The organism is Buchnera aphidicola (Cinara pseudotaxifoliae) (assembly GCF_900128595.1).
Classification (GTDB): domain Bacteria; phylum Pseudomonadota; class Gammaproteobacteria; order Enterobacterales; family Enterobacteriaceae; genus Buchnera_F; species Buchnera_F aphidicola_J.
Window position 1 is genome coordinate 227,515 of the sequence record NZ_LT635893.1, and the last position, 15,727, is coordinate 243,241.

At 21.7% G+C, this 15,727-nt stretch carries 10 protein-coding genes; 6 read left to right on the forward strand and 4 right to left on the reverse strand.

Annotation, left to right across the window (positions count from 1 at the left end; translation table 11 throughout):
• Positions 1-122: 122 nt before the first annotated feature.
• Together BUCIPSTX3056_RS00960 and mfd are read right to left on the reverse strand one after the other, a co-directional pair.
• Positions 123-1,118, reverse strand: coding sequence for a beta-propeller fold lactonase family protein (locus BUCIPSTX3056_RS00960; protein WP_075474676.1), 996 nt, complete (start codon positions 1,116-1,118; stop codon positions 123-125).
• 285 nt (positions 1,119-1,403) lie between these two features.
• Positions 1,404-3,515, reverse strand: coding sequence for a transcription-repair coupling factor (gene mfd / locus BUCIPSTX3056_RS00965; protein WP_075474678.1), 2,112 nt, complete (start codon positions 3,513-3,515; stop codon positions 1,404-1,406).
• Positions 3,516-4,186: 671 nt separating this feature from the next.
• On the opposite strand from mfd, the gene gap reads away from it, so the two are divergent.
• A complete protein-coding gene (gene gap, locus BUCIPSTX3056_RS00970) occupies positions 4,187-5,185 on the forward strand; it encodes a type I glyceraldehyde-3-phosphate dehydrogenase (protein WP_075474681.1) in 999 nt (332 codons plus the stop codon).
• Positions 5,186-5,393: 208 nt separating this feature from the next.
• Here gap and BUCIPSTX3056_RS00975 read toward each other — a convergent pair whose 3' ends face one another.
• A complete protein-coding gene (locus BUCIPSTX3056_RS00975) occupies positions 5,394-5,915 on the reverse strand; it encodes a flavodoxin (RefSeq protein ID WP_075474684.1) in 522 nt (173 codons plus the stop codon).
• 1,462 nt (positions 5,916-7,377) lie between these two features.
• Here BUCIPSTX3056_RS00975 and BUCIPSTX3056_RS00980 point away from each other — a divergent pair.
• The 5 genes from BUCIPSTX3056_RS00980 (at position 7,378) to BUCIPSTX3056_RS01000 (ending at position 14,525) form a co-directional block, all read left to right on the forward strand.
• A complete protein-coding gene (locus BUCIPSTX3056_RS00980; RefSeq protein WP_075474686.1) occupies positions 7,378-8,127 on the forward strand; it encodes a Nif3-like dinuclear metal center hexameric protein in 750 nt (249 codons plus the stop codon).
• A gap of 64 nt (positions 8,128-8,191) precedes the next feature.
• A complete protein-coding gene (locus BUCIPSTX3056_RS00985) occupies positions 8,192-11,032 on the forward strand; it encodes a 2-oxoglutarate dehydrogenase E1 component (RefSeq protein ID WP_075474688.1) in 2,841 nt (946 codons plus the stop codon).
• A gap of 6 nt (positions 11,033-11,038) precedes the next feature.
• Positions 11,039-12,250, forward strand: coding sequence for a dihydrolipoyllysine-residue succinyltransferase (gene sucB / locus BUCIPSTX3056_RS00990; protein WP_075474690.1), 1,212 nt, complete (start codon positions 11,039-11,041; stop codon positions 12,248-12,250).
• Positions 12,251-12,651: 401 nt separating this feature from the next.
• On the forward strand, positions 12,652-13,344 hold the full coding sequence (gene gpmA, locus BUCIPSTX3056_RS00995; RefSeq protein WP_075474692.1) for a 2,3-diphosphoglycerate-dependent phosphoglycerate mutase: 693 nt from the start codon (positions 12,652-12,654) through the stop codon (positions 13,342-13,344).
• 215 nt (positions 13,345-13,559) lie between these two features.
• Positions 13,560-14,525 carry an ATP-dependent 6-phosphofructokinase gene (locus BUCIPSTX3056_RS01000; RefSeq protein WP_075474694.1) on the forward strand — a complete coding sequence of 322 codons (966 nt, stop codon included), beginning with the start codon at positions 13,560-13,562 and terminating at the stop codon, positions 14,523-14,525.
• A 261-nt stretch (positions 14,526-14,786) separates the two neighbouring features.
• Here BUCIPSTX3056_RS01000 and tpiA read toward each other — a convergent pair whose 3' ends face one another.
• Positions 14,787-15,551, reverse strand: coding sequence for a triose-phosphate isomerase (gene tpiA, locus BUCIPSTX3056_RS01005; RefSeq protein ID WP_075474696.1), 765 nt, complete (start codon positions 15,549-15,551; stop codon positions 14,787-14,789).
• Positions 15,552-15,727: the final 176 nt, after the last annotated feature.

Here is a 15,727-nt window from a genome sequence, read left to right on the forward strand (position 1 = left end):
TTTAAAATAAATTGTTCTTTATATATAAAATTTATTTAATATCAATAAATTATATTACAATTTTATTTATTAAATAAATCTTTTATGTTTAAAAACAACAAAATACTAAAATAGCAATTTTATTACTCAACTAAAACCCACAAAGGATTTATTCCGGTAGATTGTGTAGTTATTTCAGATAGAAAACCGTTATTATGATTAATATTGTAAATTTTTATAGAATTAGATAACTCTCCAGTAATTACTAATATATTCCCATCACTGCTAATATTAAATGATCGAGGTTGTAATAAGGTTTGATAAGTACACGTCTTTAATAAAGTACCTTGACTATTACTAATAGAAAATAGAGAAATGATGCTATTAGCTCTATCACAAGCATATAAATAGTTTCCCTTAGGGTGAACATGGATATCTGCAGACCAAGAAGGAAGTGTAGATGATTTCGGGATCAATGAAATTGATTGTATAAATTGTAATGAAATTGATTTATCATTAATAAACCATACATCAATTGTTCCATTAAATTCGTTTATTGAATATAAATAAGGTCGTAATGGATGAAAAGTAATATGTCGAGGACCGCTATTATCAGCGGTATTGATGACATTTTTTAAAATTACAGTAATCTTTTTATTTTTATGATTTTTTAAATTATAAATATAAATTTTATCTTCTTTAAGAGCGGATGCAAATAGTAAGCTACTAGCATAGTGCATTCTTATAGAATGACATCCTTTTAGATTTTCTATTACAGAAGCAGTGTTATAGATTAATCCAGATGCATTTAAAATACAGACACTAAATCCATTTCCGTGATACGAAGCACAAAATAATATTGTTTTATTTTTATTTAATGAAATATAATTAGGTGTATTAAATACTTTAATTTCATGTATTTTTTTAAATTGATTATTTAATTTTTTTTTATAGGTAACAATTTTATTATTTCCTGTTTCTCCAGTATATAGTAATCGATGTTTTTTGTTATATTTTAATGGTTGAGGTTTACCAGAAGTGGTGATAGTGTTTACTCTTAATAAGATCAAATTATTTTTTAAAATCCAATGTTCAATGTGGTGATTGACTGAACAAGAAACAAAGATATTTTTTTTCATATTTATTCTCATTGAAATGTATTTTTAATTTAATGATTAATTTTATTATAGTACATATTTCATTTTAAATAAAAAAAATAACTTTTTATCTTTTATAAAATATTTTATATTTAACAATATTAAAGTTTTTAAATATTTATTTAATGTGATTTTTATACAAAATTAAAAAAAATAAATATATATATATTTTTATATAAAAAATAAATTTTTATCAAAATATTAAAAATTTTTGTTTATATATAAGTATTTATTTTTAATATATCAATAATTAGAGTATACATACAATTACTCTATTGTAATCATGTTAATTAATCGATTTTTTATGATGTTTTTTAAAAATTTTTTAATCCAAAATAAAATATCTATACTGTTATTAAATGACTGATAGTAATATAACTTATCAGCATTTAATTTCCAATTATTTGGATTTTTAATGATTTTTTTACATATCCAATTAGTATTTAAAATATTTTGTTTATTAAAAGCAAGACACACTCTTTTTTTAGAACATTGAATTTTTTTTATTCCTATTTTACTAGAAAGAATTTTTACTTGTTTTAATAAAAACAAATTTTTTACACATATCGGTAAAGCTCCAAACAACAAGTGTAGTTTTTTTTTGAGATGTTTTAATTTTTTATTATTATTAATACGTGAAACTTGTTTATAAAAAAACAATCTAAGATTCACATCACTTATGTAATCTTCAGGAAAAATAGCTGATATATGCAATTGAATATCTACATATTTATTATTAGAATTTAATTCATGAAGAGTATTTTTATTTTTACTTTTTGTAATTTCATCAATAGCATTGCTTAAAAATTTTTTATACAATTTTATTCCAATAGTTTTAATATGTCCACTTTGATTTTTTCCTAATAATTCACCTACTCCTCTAATTTCTGAATCATGTATAGATAAAGTAAATCCAGAACCTAAATTTGTCAAAGATTGTATAAGATTTAATCTTTCTTGTGCTTTTTTACTGGTCTTCATGGTCTTTGACATAAAAAAAAATGCATATGCTTGTATTTCAGATCTACCAATGCGACCCCTTAATTGATGTAATTGTGATAATCCAAATTTATCAGCATGCTCTATAATTATAGTATTTACATTACTAATGTGAATTCCAGTATCTATTATTGTGGTACATATAAGGATATCAAAATCTTTATTTAAGAATTTACACATAATTTTATGTAAATCTTTACGAGGAATTTTTCCGTGACTTATTTGAATACGCGCTTCTGGAATTAATCTAGATAAATATTTTTTTTTTTCTTCTATGTTTTTGATAATATTATATATGTAATATATTTGACCACCTCTTTTTAATTCTTTAATTATAGCCTTTCGTATAGTCTGATCATTAAAATATTGAACAATTGTTTTTATAGCTAATCTTTTTTTTGGAGGTGTTGATATAATTGATAAATCTCGTATACCTAATGAAGACATATGTAAAGTTCTGGGAATTGGAGTAGCGGTTAATGTCAAAACATCTATATTTATATATAATCCTTTTATTTTTTCTTTATGATACACTCCAAAACGATGTTCCTCGTCAATAATCAATAATCCTAAATTTTTCCATATTAAAGATTTTGATAAAATTTTATGAGTGCCTATAAGTATATGAATATTACCTCGTTTTATTTTTTTTTGAATGTTTCTTTCTTCTGATAACGAAGTAAAACGAGAATATGTATCGATATTATATGTATATTCAGAAAATCTGTTTTTAAAAGTATGGTAATGTTGTTGCGCTAGTAATGTAGTAGGTACTAATAAAGCTACTTGTTTTTTATTATCAAGAGCTATAAAAGCAGCTCGCATCGCTATTTCTGTTTTTCCAAAACCTACATCTCCGCATAATAACCGATCCATCGGAATAGGTTTTTTCATATCATTTATAATTTCTTTAATGGATTTTTGTTGATCTTTTGTTATAAAATATGGACATTTATTACAAAAATTGTAATATTCTTGAATATTTTTCTTAAAAGAAAACCCTTTTCGTAATAATCGATGAGATTCGTTATCAATTAATTGAATAGCTACATCGAAGATTTTTTTTTTTATTTTTTTACAGTCCAAGGACCATTTTTTATTCCCTAAAGTATGTAAGGGTATTTCCGAAAATGTTGTAAAACCATATGATTTAATTAATTCAATAGAGGTTATTGGAACATATAATTTAGCTTGATTTGCATACATAATAACACAATATTCTGCTACTATACCTTTAGTATTTAAAGTACATAGACCAATATATCGACCAATACCATATTTAACGTGAACAACTAACTGATCTTTTTTAAATGGTTGTTTTTTTAAAATAAATTCAGAAAAATTTTTTTTTATTATTTTTGTTTTTACATTTTGTGTCATATAATAAAAATATTCCAATATAAGATTAATAAAAAAAAACAATAACATTTTTTATATATGATTTTTATTAAAAAAATATATAAATATATTTTTATAATAAATTTTTATATTCATATTATATCAATATAGATATTGTTATATAGTAATATAATATTGTTAAAAGTAAAAATTTTAAAACATGTATATTAACATTTTTAAAATATTATATACATATTGTGTATAATTTTTTAATTATATCAAATAATATTCATAGATACTATTAATCATATTTTTTAATAATGTTAATATATAAATTTTATTAGTATTAAATATGTATATAAAAATTATATCAAATATTTATACTTTTAAAAATCGAATGATATAGAAAACAATATTCGATCATATTAAAGTGATATTTGAAAAATTAAGTATTCTATGTCATGATATTGAAAATAATCAATAAATCATTTAAAATATATTTAAATTTATTTAAATATAAATAATTCATATATTATGTTATTTTTATCATAAATATTGTAATTGTATACATTATTACTAAAATATTTTTATTTAGGTAAAATTTAATTATTTTAAAAAATAAAAATTTTTATTACACTCACGCTAAATATGTATTGCTTATAAAAAAAAATTAATATTTAACATACATATTTAATTTATTGGTATCTATTTAAATGAATATTAAAATTGCTATAAATGGATTCGGTCGAATTGGACGCATGATATTTCGATTAGCTCAAACAAGACCAAATATAGAAGTAGTTGCAATCAATGATTTATTAAATCCAAAATATATTGCGTATATGTTAAAATATGATTCAACACATGGTTTGTTTAAAGGATCGATTCAAGAAAAAAATAATTATTTACTTATAAATAATAAAAAAGTACATATTTTTTCTGAAAAAAAACCTAAAAATATTGATTGGAAATCTCTTGATATTGATATTGTTATGGAATCTACTGGAATTTTTTTAACTACTGAATCTGCTTCACAACATATACAGGCAGGAGCAAAAAAAGTTATTTTAACAGGACCATCAAAAGATGATACTCCTATGTTTGTAAAAGGTGTTAACTTTAGTAATTATAATAATCAAAAAATTGTTTCTAATGCATCTTGTACAACAAACTGTTTAGCTCCATTAGCAAAAGTAATAAATGATGAATTTGAAATCATTGAAGGTTTAATGACTACAGTACATGCAACGACAGCTACTCAGAAAACAGTAGATGGGGTTTCTTTCAAAGATTGGAGAGGCGGAAGAAGTGCATTACAAAATATAATACCTGCTTCTACTGGAGCTGCACAAGCTGTAGGAAAAATTCTTCCAGAATTAAACAAAAAAATCACTGGTATTGCATTTAGAGTGCCTGTAGCTAATGTATCAGTAGTAGATTTTACAGTTCGATTAAATAAAAAAACCAGTTATTTAAACATTTGTTCTGCAATAAAATTAGCATCAAAAACATATATGAAAGGTGTTATTGGGTATACAAATGAAGAATTAGTGTCAAGTGATTTTAATGGATCACATTTAACATCAATTTTTGATGAAAAAGCTGGTTTGGCATTAAATGAAAATTTTATAAAATTAATATCATGGTATGATAATGAAATTGGTTATTCCAGTAAAGCACTAGACCTAGCTGAGTGGATTGCATTAAAATAATTTTATATATTTAATAAATATACAAATATTATATTTATATATATTCTGACAGTATTCAGTAAAATTAATTTTAATACTGTCAAATATATATTTTTGACATAAAAAACAATTTTAAAACTTTTCAATAAGTATTGATTTATATAAAAATTTTAATTTGTAATAATTATTGTATATATCATATAATTTAAAAAATTGTAATACTTAAAAATTAATTATGTAAATTATTAATTTCTAAATGAATTAATTGTAACCAGTCGGTAACACGTTTACTAGTTAAGTGTGATTGATTATCTTCATCAATTGGTAGCCCAAAAAAATGTGTTTTATTTTTTTGCGCACGAGAAGCTTCAAAAAAATAATTTTTAATTGGCCAAGAACCTACAAATCTAACATTTTTTTTTTTTAAAAAATGATACATTATTCCAATTGAATCACAGAAATATTCTGAATAATCTTCTTGATCACCACATCCAAATAATGCTACTATTTTTTTATTTAAATTCATTTTTTTTAAAACATGCAAGGATTCTTCCCAATCACATTGTAATTCTCCGTAATACCATGTGGAAATACCTAAAAACAAAATATCAAAATTTTCCATTTTTTTTAATGGAGAAACAGCAATATCAAATATTGCAGATTTGTTAATATTTAAATTTTTTTGTATCATATAAGAAATTTTTTCTGTATTTCCAGTATCACTACCATAAAAAATACCTGTTTTTTTCATTTTTTATCCATATAAAAAATATTAACACATATTAATATTATCAATACATAAAATATACACTATGATTAGTAATCGTATAATTTTGTTATTTTTAATAAAATCATTAAACAAGAACTATTATTTATATATGTAAATAACATATATATATCAGTATGATATATAAAATTTTAAAATAGTTGTATAAATATTTTATTTATATATTATATAATGTAGTATATTATTTATAATAGTATATTTAAATACTTATTAAAAAAATGAATATTAAAATATATTAAAAAAAATATTAACATGCAATATATTTACTTTAAAATAATGTATAAATTTTTATAAAAATTAAACAAATTAAATTATATTTGTATGCGTGAAATTTTTGAAAAAAAATTCAAACACGAAAAATACTATAGTGTAGTCCACATAAAAAAATATAAAAATATCCATTCTTTCTATTTTTATATTAATATCTTTTAAATGGAAATATAATAATTCATTATCTCAATAAAATTTTTACATATAAAAATTTCACTGTTTATAAAATTAATCAAACTAAATTTATTTATTTATATAAAAATAAATTATATTTTTAATTTAATTTTTAAAATTATATTAAAATCATAAATATCATTTCTATTAAAAAAAAGAAAAATTCATTAACAATATTTTTATAAAATTGATATTACTATTAGTAAATTGTATAACTACAAATAAACATTATTAATATATCAATAATAATTACAAAAATATTTATAAAAATTTGATTATTTTTAAAAATCATCAAAAAATATATTTAAATAAATTACTTGTTATATAATAAAAAGCTAAATTTTCAAAAAAAAAAAAAATATAATTTTTATATTTATATACATTAAAATTCAATTTATTAATTTTTTTATAATAAAAAATAAAATTGATATTCCGAGCAAAAAGTTATATAAATTATATATTCTACTAAATATAGTTATAAAATAAATAATTTCATTAAAATTATCAATTTTAATTATCTATTATAAATATAAAAACTACATTAATGTAATTATATTCATTAAATATATTAAAAAAATTAGTCTAAATTATTAATTAAAAATTATAAATGAAAACATCTGTAATAAAAATTTTTAATTTACGTATAAAAAAAATTCTATGTTTCAAACTAAATAAAGCAAAAAAATTAATGAAATTATTAATAGTAAATTTTTTTAATTAAAAATAAAAATAGTATCTTACTAAAAAGTACTGAATGCTGTTTTTTTTATCTAAAATAAAAAATTATTTTTATATCTTTATAAAATAAATGAACTAAAAATTAATAATATTTTAAAAATCTATTACTTCTCGCAATTCATAAAAAATATTCAAATATAAATAAAAATCTATTTTTAAAAATTAAAATATATAAATTTTATTTATAATTTACTAAAAAATTTTTTAAAATATATAAATATATACAACAATAGAGTTCTCTGACATGAATAATTTTATTCTCGAAAAAATCATCAATAAAAAATTAAATAGCCATAAATACCCAAAAGATTACGCACCTAATGGTTTACAGGTAGAAGGAAAAAATAAAATAAAAAAAGTAATTACAGGAGTAACCGCTTGTCAAAATCTTTTAAAAATTGCTTTGCAAAAAAATGCAGATGCAATTATTGTTCATCATGGTTATTTTTGGAAAAACCAAGAAAAAAAAATTTTGGGTATGCAAAGACATCGTTTAAAAATATTATTATCAAATAATATCAATTTATATAGTTGGCATTTACCACTAGATTTACACCCTGAATTCGGTAATAATATTCAATTAGGAAAATTATTAAACATTACTACCTATGGTTATGCTTTTCCGTACGTCCTTACAGGAAAATTCAAAAAAAAACACACTGTAACATCATTAATTCATACCATATCAAAAAAATTAGATAGAGTTCCATTTCACTATGGCCGAACAGGACCTAAATATATTAAATATGTCGCTTGGTGTACTGGAAAAGGACAAAATTTTTTTAATAAGTCTATAAACTTAAAAATTGATGCATATTTAACCGGAGAAGTTTCAGAAGAAACGATTCATATAGCTGAAGAAAACAAGGTTCATTTTTTTTCTTTAGGACATCATGCTACAGAAAAATCAGGAATTTTTTTGTTGGGAAAATGGTTATCTCAAAAAGATAAAAATTTAAATGTTACCTTTATTGATATACATAATCCAATTTAATAAAATATACCATTTATTAAATTTTTAATTCATAATTAACTATGATTACTATATAAAAATATACATGAAAAATAAAAAAAAAACATTTTCATTACGAGATATAGGGTGGTTATACTCAAATAATCAGTTATTTTTAGAAAATATTTATAAAAAATTTTTATCTAATTCTAAAAAAATAGATTCATCTTGGAAAAAAATATTTAAAAAAATATCTTATAATAAATGTATAACAAGTAACAATAATATTTTTACTACAATTAAATCTCAAGCACAAGAACATAAATCTCATTCTTGTTTTAATATTGCATCGAAAAATTTAATAAACGAGTATAGTCATGAATTATTAAAAGAAAAATTTTTAAATTTAATAAATTCTTATCGAATATACGGACATTACATATCAAACTTAAATCCGTTAGCACGCTTAAAAAAGATAAAAAATGTTCCTGAATTATCTTGTCTGTTTCATCGTATTACCCCAAAGGAACTTAACAATAAAATAAATTTTAATTTTTTATGTTTTAAAAAAAATGTTAATTCTTTTAATGAAATATATTTATTTTTCAAGAAAAAATATTGTAGTTATATTGGATTTGAATATATGCATTTAAATGATATCAAACAAAAAAAATGGTTGCAAAATTATATTGAAACTAAAAACATTAAACATTCACTGTCTAGTAGTGAAAAAAAAGAAGTACTAAAAGATTTAATTCAATCCACTACTTTTGAAAAATTTATTCATACTAAATTTCCAGGAAACAAACGTTTTTCTTTAGAGGGATGTGATATTTTAATTCCAGTATTAAAAAAAATTATAATGTTTTGTATTAAAAAAAAAACCAAGAAAATATTTTTGGGTATGGCTCACAGAGGTCGACTAAACGTAATGTATAATGTTTTACATCACAATGTATTAAAAATGTTTAATAATAAAACTCGTTCCTATAAAAACAGGAATGGTACGGGAGATGTAAAATACCATATAGGATTAAAAAAAATTATTCAAAAAAATAACAAAAACATTGAAATCAATTTATTAGATAACCCTTCACATTTAGAAATTATAACTCCTATTGTTATTGGTTGCTGTAAATTTTTTGTAGAACAAAAATCTTCTCAATATAATCCTTTACCTATTATTATACACGGAGATGCTGCATTTATTGGGCAAGGTGTAATACAAGAAACTTTAAATATGTCTCAAGTTCCTGCATATAATGTTTTAGGTAGTGTACACATTATTATTAACAATCAAATTGCTTTTACTACATCTAAAAAAAAATATTTAAGAACTAGTTTTTATTGTACAGATATCGCAAAGATGATTAATGCACCTATTTTTCATGTTAATGCCGATCAACCCGAATCCGTTATGTTTATAATTAAACTGGCTTTAAAATTTAGATATTTATTTAAAAAAGATGTTTTTATTGAATTAGTATGTTATCGAAGATTAGGACATAATGAAGTTGACGATCCTTATATAACCCAACCAAAAATGTATAATATAATAAAAAATCATAAAAGAATTTGTGTCTTATATTCTAAAAAAATAAAAAATACGTTAAAGGAAACAGATACTTCATACAAAAAACTGTATATACATTTTATGCAACAATTATACAAAAAAATACAAGAACACAATTTAAAAACAAATAATCTAAAAAAATCGTATCGCCATAAACATTCTAAAAAATATTTAATTAAACAAATTTATAATAATGTAGATGTTTTAAATAAAATCGCAACTGAGTTGTTTACTTTACCTAAACATCTAACTATACATAATCAAGTAAAAAAAATTTTTTTTAATCGTATAAAAATGGTGAATAATAAACTTCCATTGGATTGGGGAGCTGCAGAAAATTTAGTTTACGCTGTCTTAATGTACTACGGAATTACATGTAGATTAACTGGAGAAGATGTAAGAAGAGGAACTTTTTGTCACAGACACGCGTCTATTATTTGTCAAAAAAAAAATACTACGTATATTCCATTACAAAATCTATCTTTTACGAGTGGATTATTTTATATTTGGGACTCAGTTTTATCAGAAGAATCTACTTTAGCTTTTGAATATGGTTATTCAAAAGTATCTCATGCTACTTTAAATGTATGGGAAGCCCAATTCGGTGATTTTTCTAATGGAGCTCAAGTTGTTATAGATCAATTTATAACATCTAGTCTGCAAAAATGGGGGTATTCTTCACCTCTAGTAATCCTACTTCCGCATGGTTATGAAGGTCAAGGTCCAGAACATTCATCTGGTCGATTAGAACGATATTTACAACTATGCGCGCAAAATAATATTAAAATTTACATACCTACTACAGTATCTCAAATGTATCATATTTTATTAAAACAAGGATGTAGTACATCTAAAATTCCTATAATTATATTTACTCCTAAATCATTATTGAGAAATCCAGAAACATTTATATTCATGAAAGAATTATTAATAGAAAAATTTCATACAATTTTATTAACACAATCAAGCTGTACATATAATTTAATATCTTGTATTATTTTTTGTTCAGGAAAAATTTATTATGAATTACTTGATTTTTATCAAAAAAATAACATTATTGATACCGTAATAATACGTATTGAACAACTATATCCTTTTCCATATTCAAAAATAAATAAAACTATTAGTAAATTTAGTCAAGTAAAAAATTTTATATGGTGTCAAGAAGAACCGATAAATCAAGGTAGTTGGAAATACATATATTTTTATTTTAAAAAATATATTTTAATAAATTATAAATTAATATCTTTAAAATACGTTGGTCGACCAAAGTTTTCTTCTACAGCAGAAGGGAATTTCATAAGTCATAATATACAACAAAAAAAAATCATTAAATCAGCATTTTCTATGTCAATAAAAATAAAAAACAAGTGAAAAAAAATGAATAAAAAAATTAAGATTTTAGCTCCTGATTTACCTGAATCAATTAATAGCGCAATACTATTAAAGTGGCATAAAAAAATAGGAGATGTTGTTCGAGAAGATGAATTAATAGTTGAAATTGAAACAGATAAAATTGTATTAGAAGTATCATCTCCTGTTTCTGGTATTTTATATACACAAAACATATCTGTAGGTCAGGATTTACAATCAAAATCTATATTAGGATATATTAAACCCGTTAAAAAAAAATCAAATATGTTTAGTATAGAACACAGTTCAAGAAAAAAAAATAATGAAAGAGATTTTTTTACACCAAAAATACGTAGATTAATTACAAATAATGAAATTAATAAAGTAACTATTAAGGGAATAAAAATAAATAAAAAAATTACTAAAGATAATTTTATTTTTAAAAAATCATGTATGTTAAATAAAAAAAAAAAAAATGAAAAAAAAAATATATACATCTTGCCAGAAAAAATTGTAAATGATAATACACAATCTAAAACAAGATCTGTTAATCAAGTTGCAATGAATCCATTGAGAAAAAAAATCTCAGAAAGATTATTGTCAACGATTCAAAACACAGCTATGTTAACTACTTTTAACGAAGTTAACATGAAACCAATTATGTTATTAAGAAATAAGTATGATAAATGTTTTCAAGAAAAATATAATATGAAATTAGGATATATGTCTTTTTATGTAAAAGCAGTAATACATGCATTGAAAAAATTTCCAGATATGAACGCTTCTATAGAAGATACTAATATTGTATATCATGATTATTATGATATAAATATCGCTGTATCTACTCCTCGAGGATTAATAACTCCTATTTTAAAAAATGCTAATCATTTATCTATGTTCGAAATTGAAAAAAAAATAAAATCTTTTTCTATTTTAGGTCAATCTGGAAAACTACAGTTAAAAGATTTAGAATCCGGTACTTTTACTATTACTAACGGAGGAGTTTTTGGTTCACTATTTTCTACTCCAATTATTAACCCTCCGCAAGTAGCTATCTTAGGTATGCACCATATTAAAAATAGACCAGTAGTTATACGTGATAAAATATCAATACTACCTATGATGTATTTAGCTATATCTTACGATCATCAATTAATTGATGGAAAACAAGCAATACAATTTTTAAATTGCATAAAAGATGCTATAGAAGATTTTTCTAGAATTATAATAGATATATAATATTAAAATATCTTATACATCAGATTTGGTAATAATTATTACAATCTAATAAACTAAACTTGTAATTTAGTGTTCTTTTAATACCATATTATATAATAATTGTTTATTTTATCATAATCCATTTATTAAATACAAATCAATTATATAAAATGTTAAATTTATACGTTTAGTTTAAAAATTGATTAATTATTTATTCTAATACACTAAGTATAGTATGTATATACTACATTGGTTTATTTCAAGAAAATAAAAAGTACATTTTTAATGTAATTAATTTTTAACATAAAAACTAATTAATTTACATATTTTAACAAAAATAATACAATATTTATTGTTGTAAAAAAATATACGTATCAAGTATATATTATGCGACATATGTAAAAAAAAATTCTAGGTGAATAATGAAAAATAAAAGAATAGTACTCATGCGACACGGAGAAAGTCAATGGAACCAGCTAAATAAATTTACTGGATGGAAAGATATTTCGTTGTCTGGAAAAGGAAAACAAGAAGCTCAGTACGCTGCTGAAGCGTTAAAAAAAAATAAATTTATATTTGATATTGCATATACATCAGTACTTAAAAGAGCCATCCATACTTTATGGATAATATTAAAAAAATTAGATTATGCATGGATACCCGTATATAAATCATGGAAACTAAATGAAAGAAATTATGGATCTTTAGAAGGTTTAAATAAAGATGAAGTCGTTAGTATGTATGGATACAAACAAGTTCAGTTATGGAGAAGAAGTTTTCTTGGTTTACCTCCAAAAAATAATGATTCAAACATTATCGACTTAAGGAATGATAAAAAATATAAACATCTAAAAAAGAAAAATATTCCTAGTTCTGAAAATTTAAAAATGACATACAATCGAGTAATTCATTTTTGGAAATCTAATATTTTACCTCAAATAAAAAACAACAAAAACATAATTATAGTAGCACATGGCAATTCTTTACGTGCATTAATAAAATACTTAAGTAACATTGATGATATTGAAATTGAAAAATTAGATATTTCTACTGGTTCTCCTATTATATATGAATTTTCTCATGATATTAAACCCTTAAGATATTATTATTTATAATATATCTTTTATTGAAATTAAATTTTAAATAGCTTAATAAAAATATTATTGTGAATTATTAAGTTACAAATATTTATTAATTTCAGTCTTCAATAAAAAATATTCTATTTAGATAATCTTAACTTTTCAAATTAATGCATTATTTTTATCAAAATTATATTAAAAGATTTTATATTATTTAAATAAATATTAAACATTAAGGTTACATCATTATAATGATTAAAAAAATAGGAGTTTTAACGAGCGGTGGCGATGCTCCAGGAATGAACGCAATTATACAATCTATAGTATATACAGCTAGTAATAATAATTTAGAAGTAATTGGTATTAAAAATGGTTTTTTAGGCTTATACAATGATACAACTATTCCCTTATATCGCGATAGTGTATCTAATTTGATGAATATAGGCGGAACATTTTTAGGATCTTCTAGGTTTTTAGAATTTAAATTACTGGAAATACGAAAAACTGCTGTTAGCAACATATTAAAAAGAAAGATTGATGCTTTAATTATAATTGGTGGTGATGGATCATACATAGGAGCTAAATGTTTAACTGATATGGGTATTCCATGTATAGGAATTCCTGGTACAATTGATAATGATGTTTCTGGAACCGACTACAGTGTAGGGTATTTTACCGCCCTAGAAACAATAGTTAACGCTATTGATAAATTAAGAGATACTATTTCTTCACATCAAAGAATCTCTATTATTGAAATTATGGGTCGTTATTGTGGAGATTTAACACTATCAGCAGCTATTGCTGGAGGATGTGAATTTATTGTTATTCCGGAAGTAATTTATAAAAAAGAATTATTGTTACTAGAAATACAAAAAAGTATTAAAAAAGGTACTAGTCATGCTATTGTAGCTGTTACTGAACATATATGTGATATTAATAAATTAGCTAAATATATTCAACAAAAAACTAATAAAGAAACACGAGCTACTATATTAGGACACATTCAAAGAGGTGGAATTCCAGTAGCATATGATAGAATATTAGCATCTCGTATGGGTATATATGCTATACAGTTACTTATAAATGGACAAAGAGGAAAATGTGTTGGTGTAATTAATAATCAAATAGTTCATCATAATATTGATTATGCGTTAAAAAACATGAAACAATTATTTAAAAAAGATCTATTACATGTAATAAAACATCGTATTTTTTAAATAAATATTTTAATTTTTTAAACTACCTTTTGTAATATAATAAGTGCCGGTAATCCGGCGCTTAAATATAAGTTGTTATTTTAAAATTAAAAACATGTTTTTTATAAACATATATAAAATTAAATTTTATAATAAAAATTTATATTATGTCATTTTGAATAAATATGTAATAAGAATTATTTGTATAAAAAAATTATCTGTGTTTTTACAAAAATTTATATTATATAAATATAAAATAGTACATGATATATAAAATATAAATTAAATATTTATTAATTCTAGAATTTTGATAAATTCTGTTATCTTCAAAGAAGCTTTACCGATTAGAAAACCATCAATATCTTTTTGAGACATTAATTCTAATATATTATTCTTTGTTACTGAACCACCGTACTGAATAAAAAAATTTTTTATTTTATAGTTTAATTTACTATTTATATATTGACGGATAAATTGAGCAACAAATTGTGCTTTTAAAGGATTAGCAGAGTTATGTGATCCAATTGCCCAAATAGGTTCATAGGCAATAATAGAATTATCAAATGCGTGTATTCCACACATATTAAATATAGTATCTATTTGTTTAACACAAATTTCTTTGATTTTATTATCTTTTTTTTCTTGTTCTGTTTCTCCAATACATAAAATCGGAATTAAATTTTCTTTTTTTAATAAACGAAATTTATTTGCAACTATATAATTAGTTTCTTGATGATTAAATCGTCTTTCAGAGTGACCAATAATTACATATTTAATCATCATATCATATAACATATTAGGAGAAATTTCTCCAGTAAAAGATCCTAAAGTATGATTATCAACATTTTGAGCACTCAAAAAAATCTTTTTTTTTTTAAAAATTGATAAATTTTTAATTATATAACTGTATATAACAGGTAAGGAAATTGCAATGGTTCCTTTGAAATTATGTTGTGTTAAAAATAAACTTAACAATTTTGAAAATTTTTTGATTCTTTTCTTAGTACCATTTAATTTCCAATTTCCTACAATTATGGGTTTAATCATTTTATAATACCTATGGAAGCAATTATGAGAGTGTAGTAGCATACTCAAATAATTGCTAAATTATAAAAAAATCATTTACTGAAAAAATATTAAAGTTTAATTTTTAAGATTAAGTAATAAATTTAACTATTCTTGTATATATAATTTATATAATTTTTTAGTTTTTTTAACTTAAA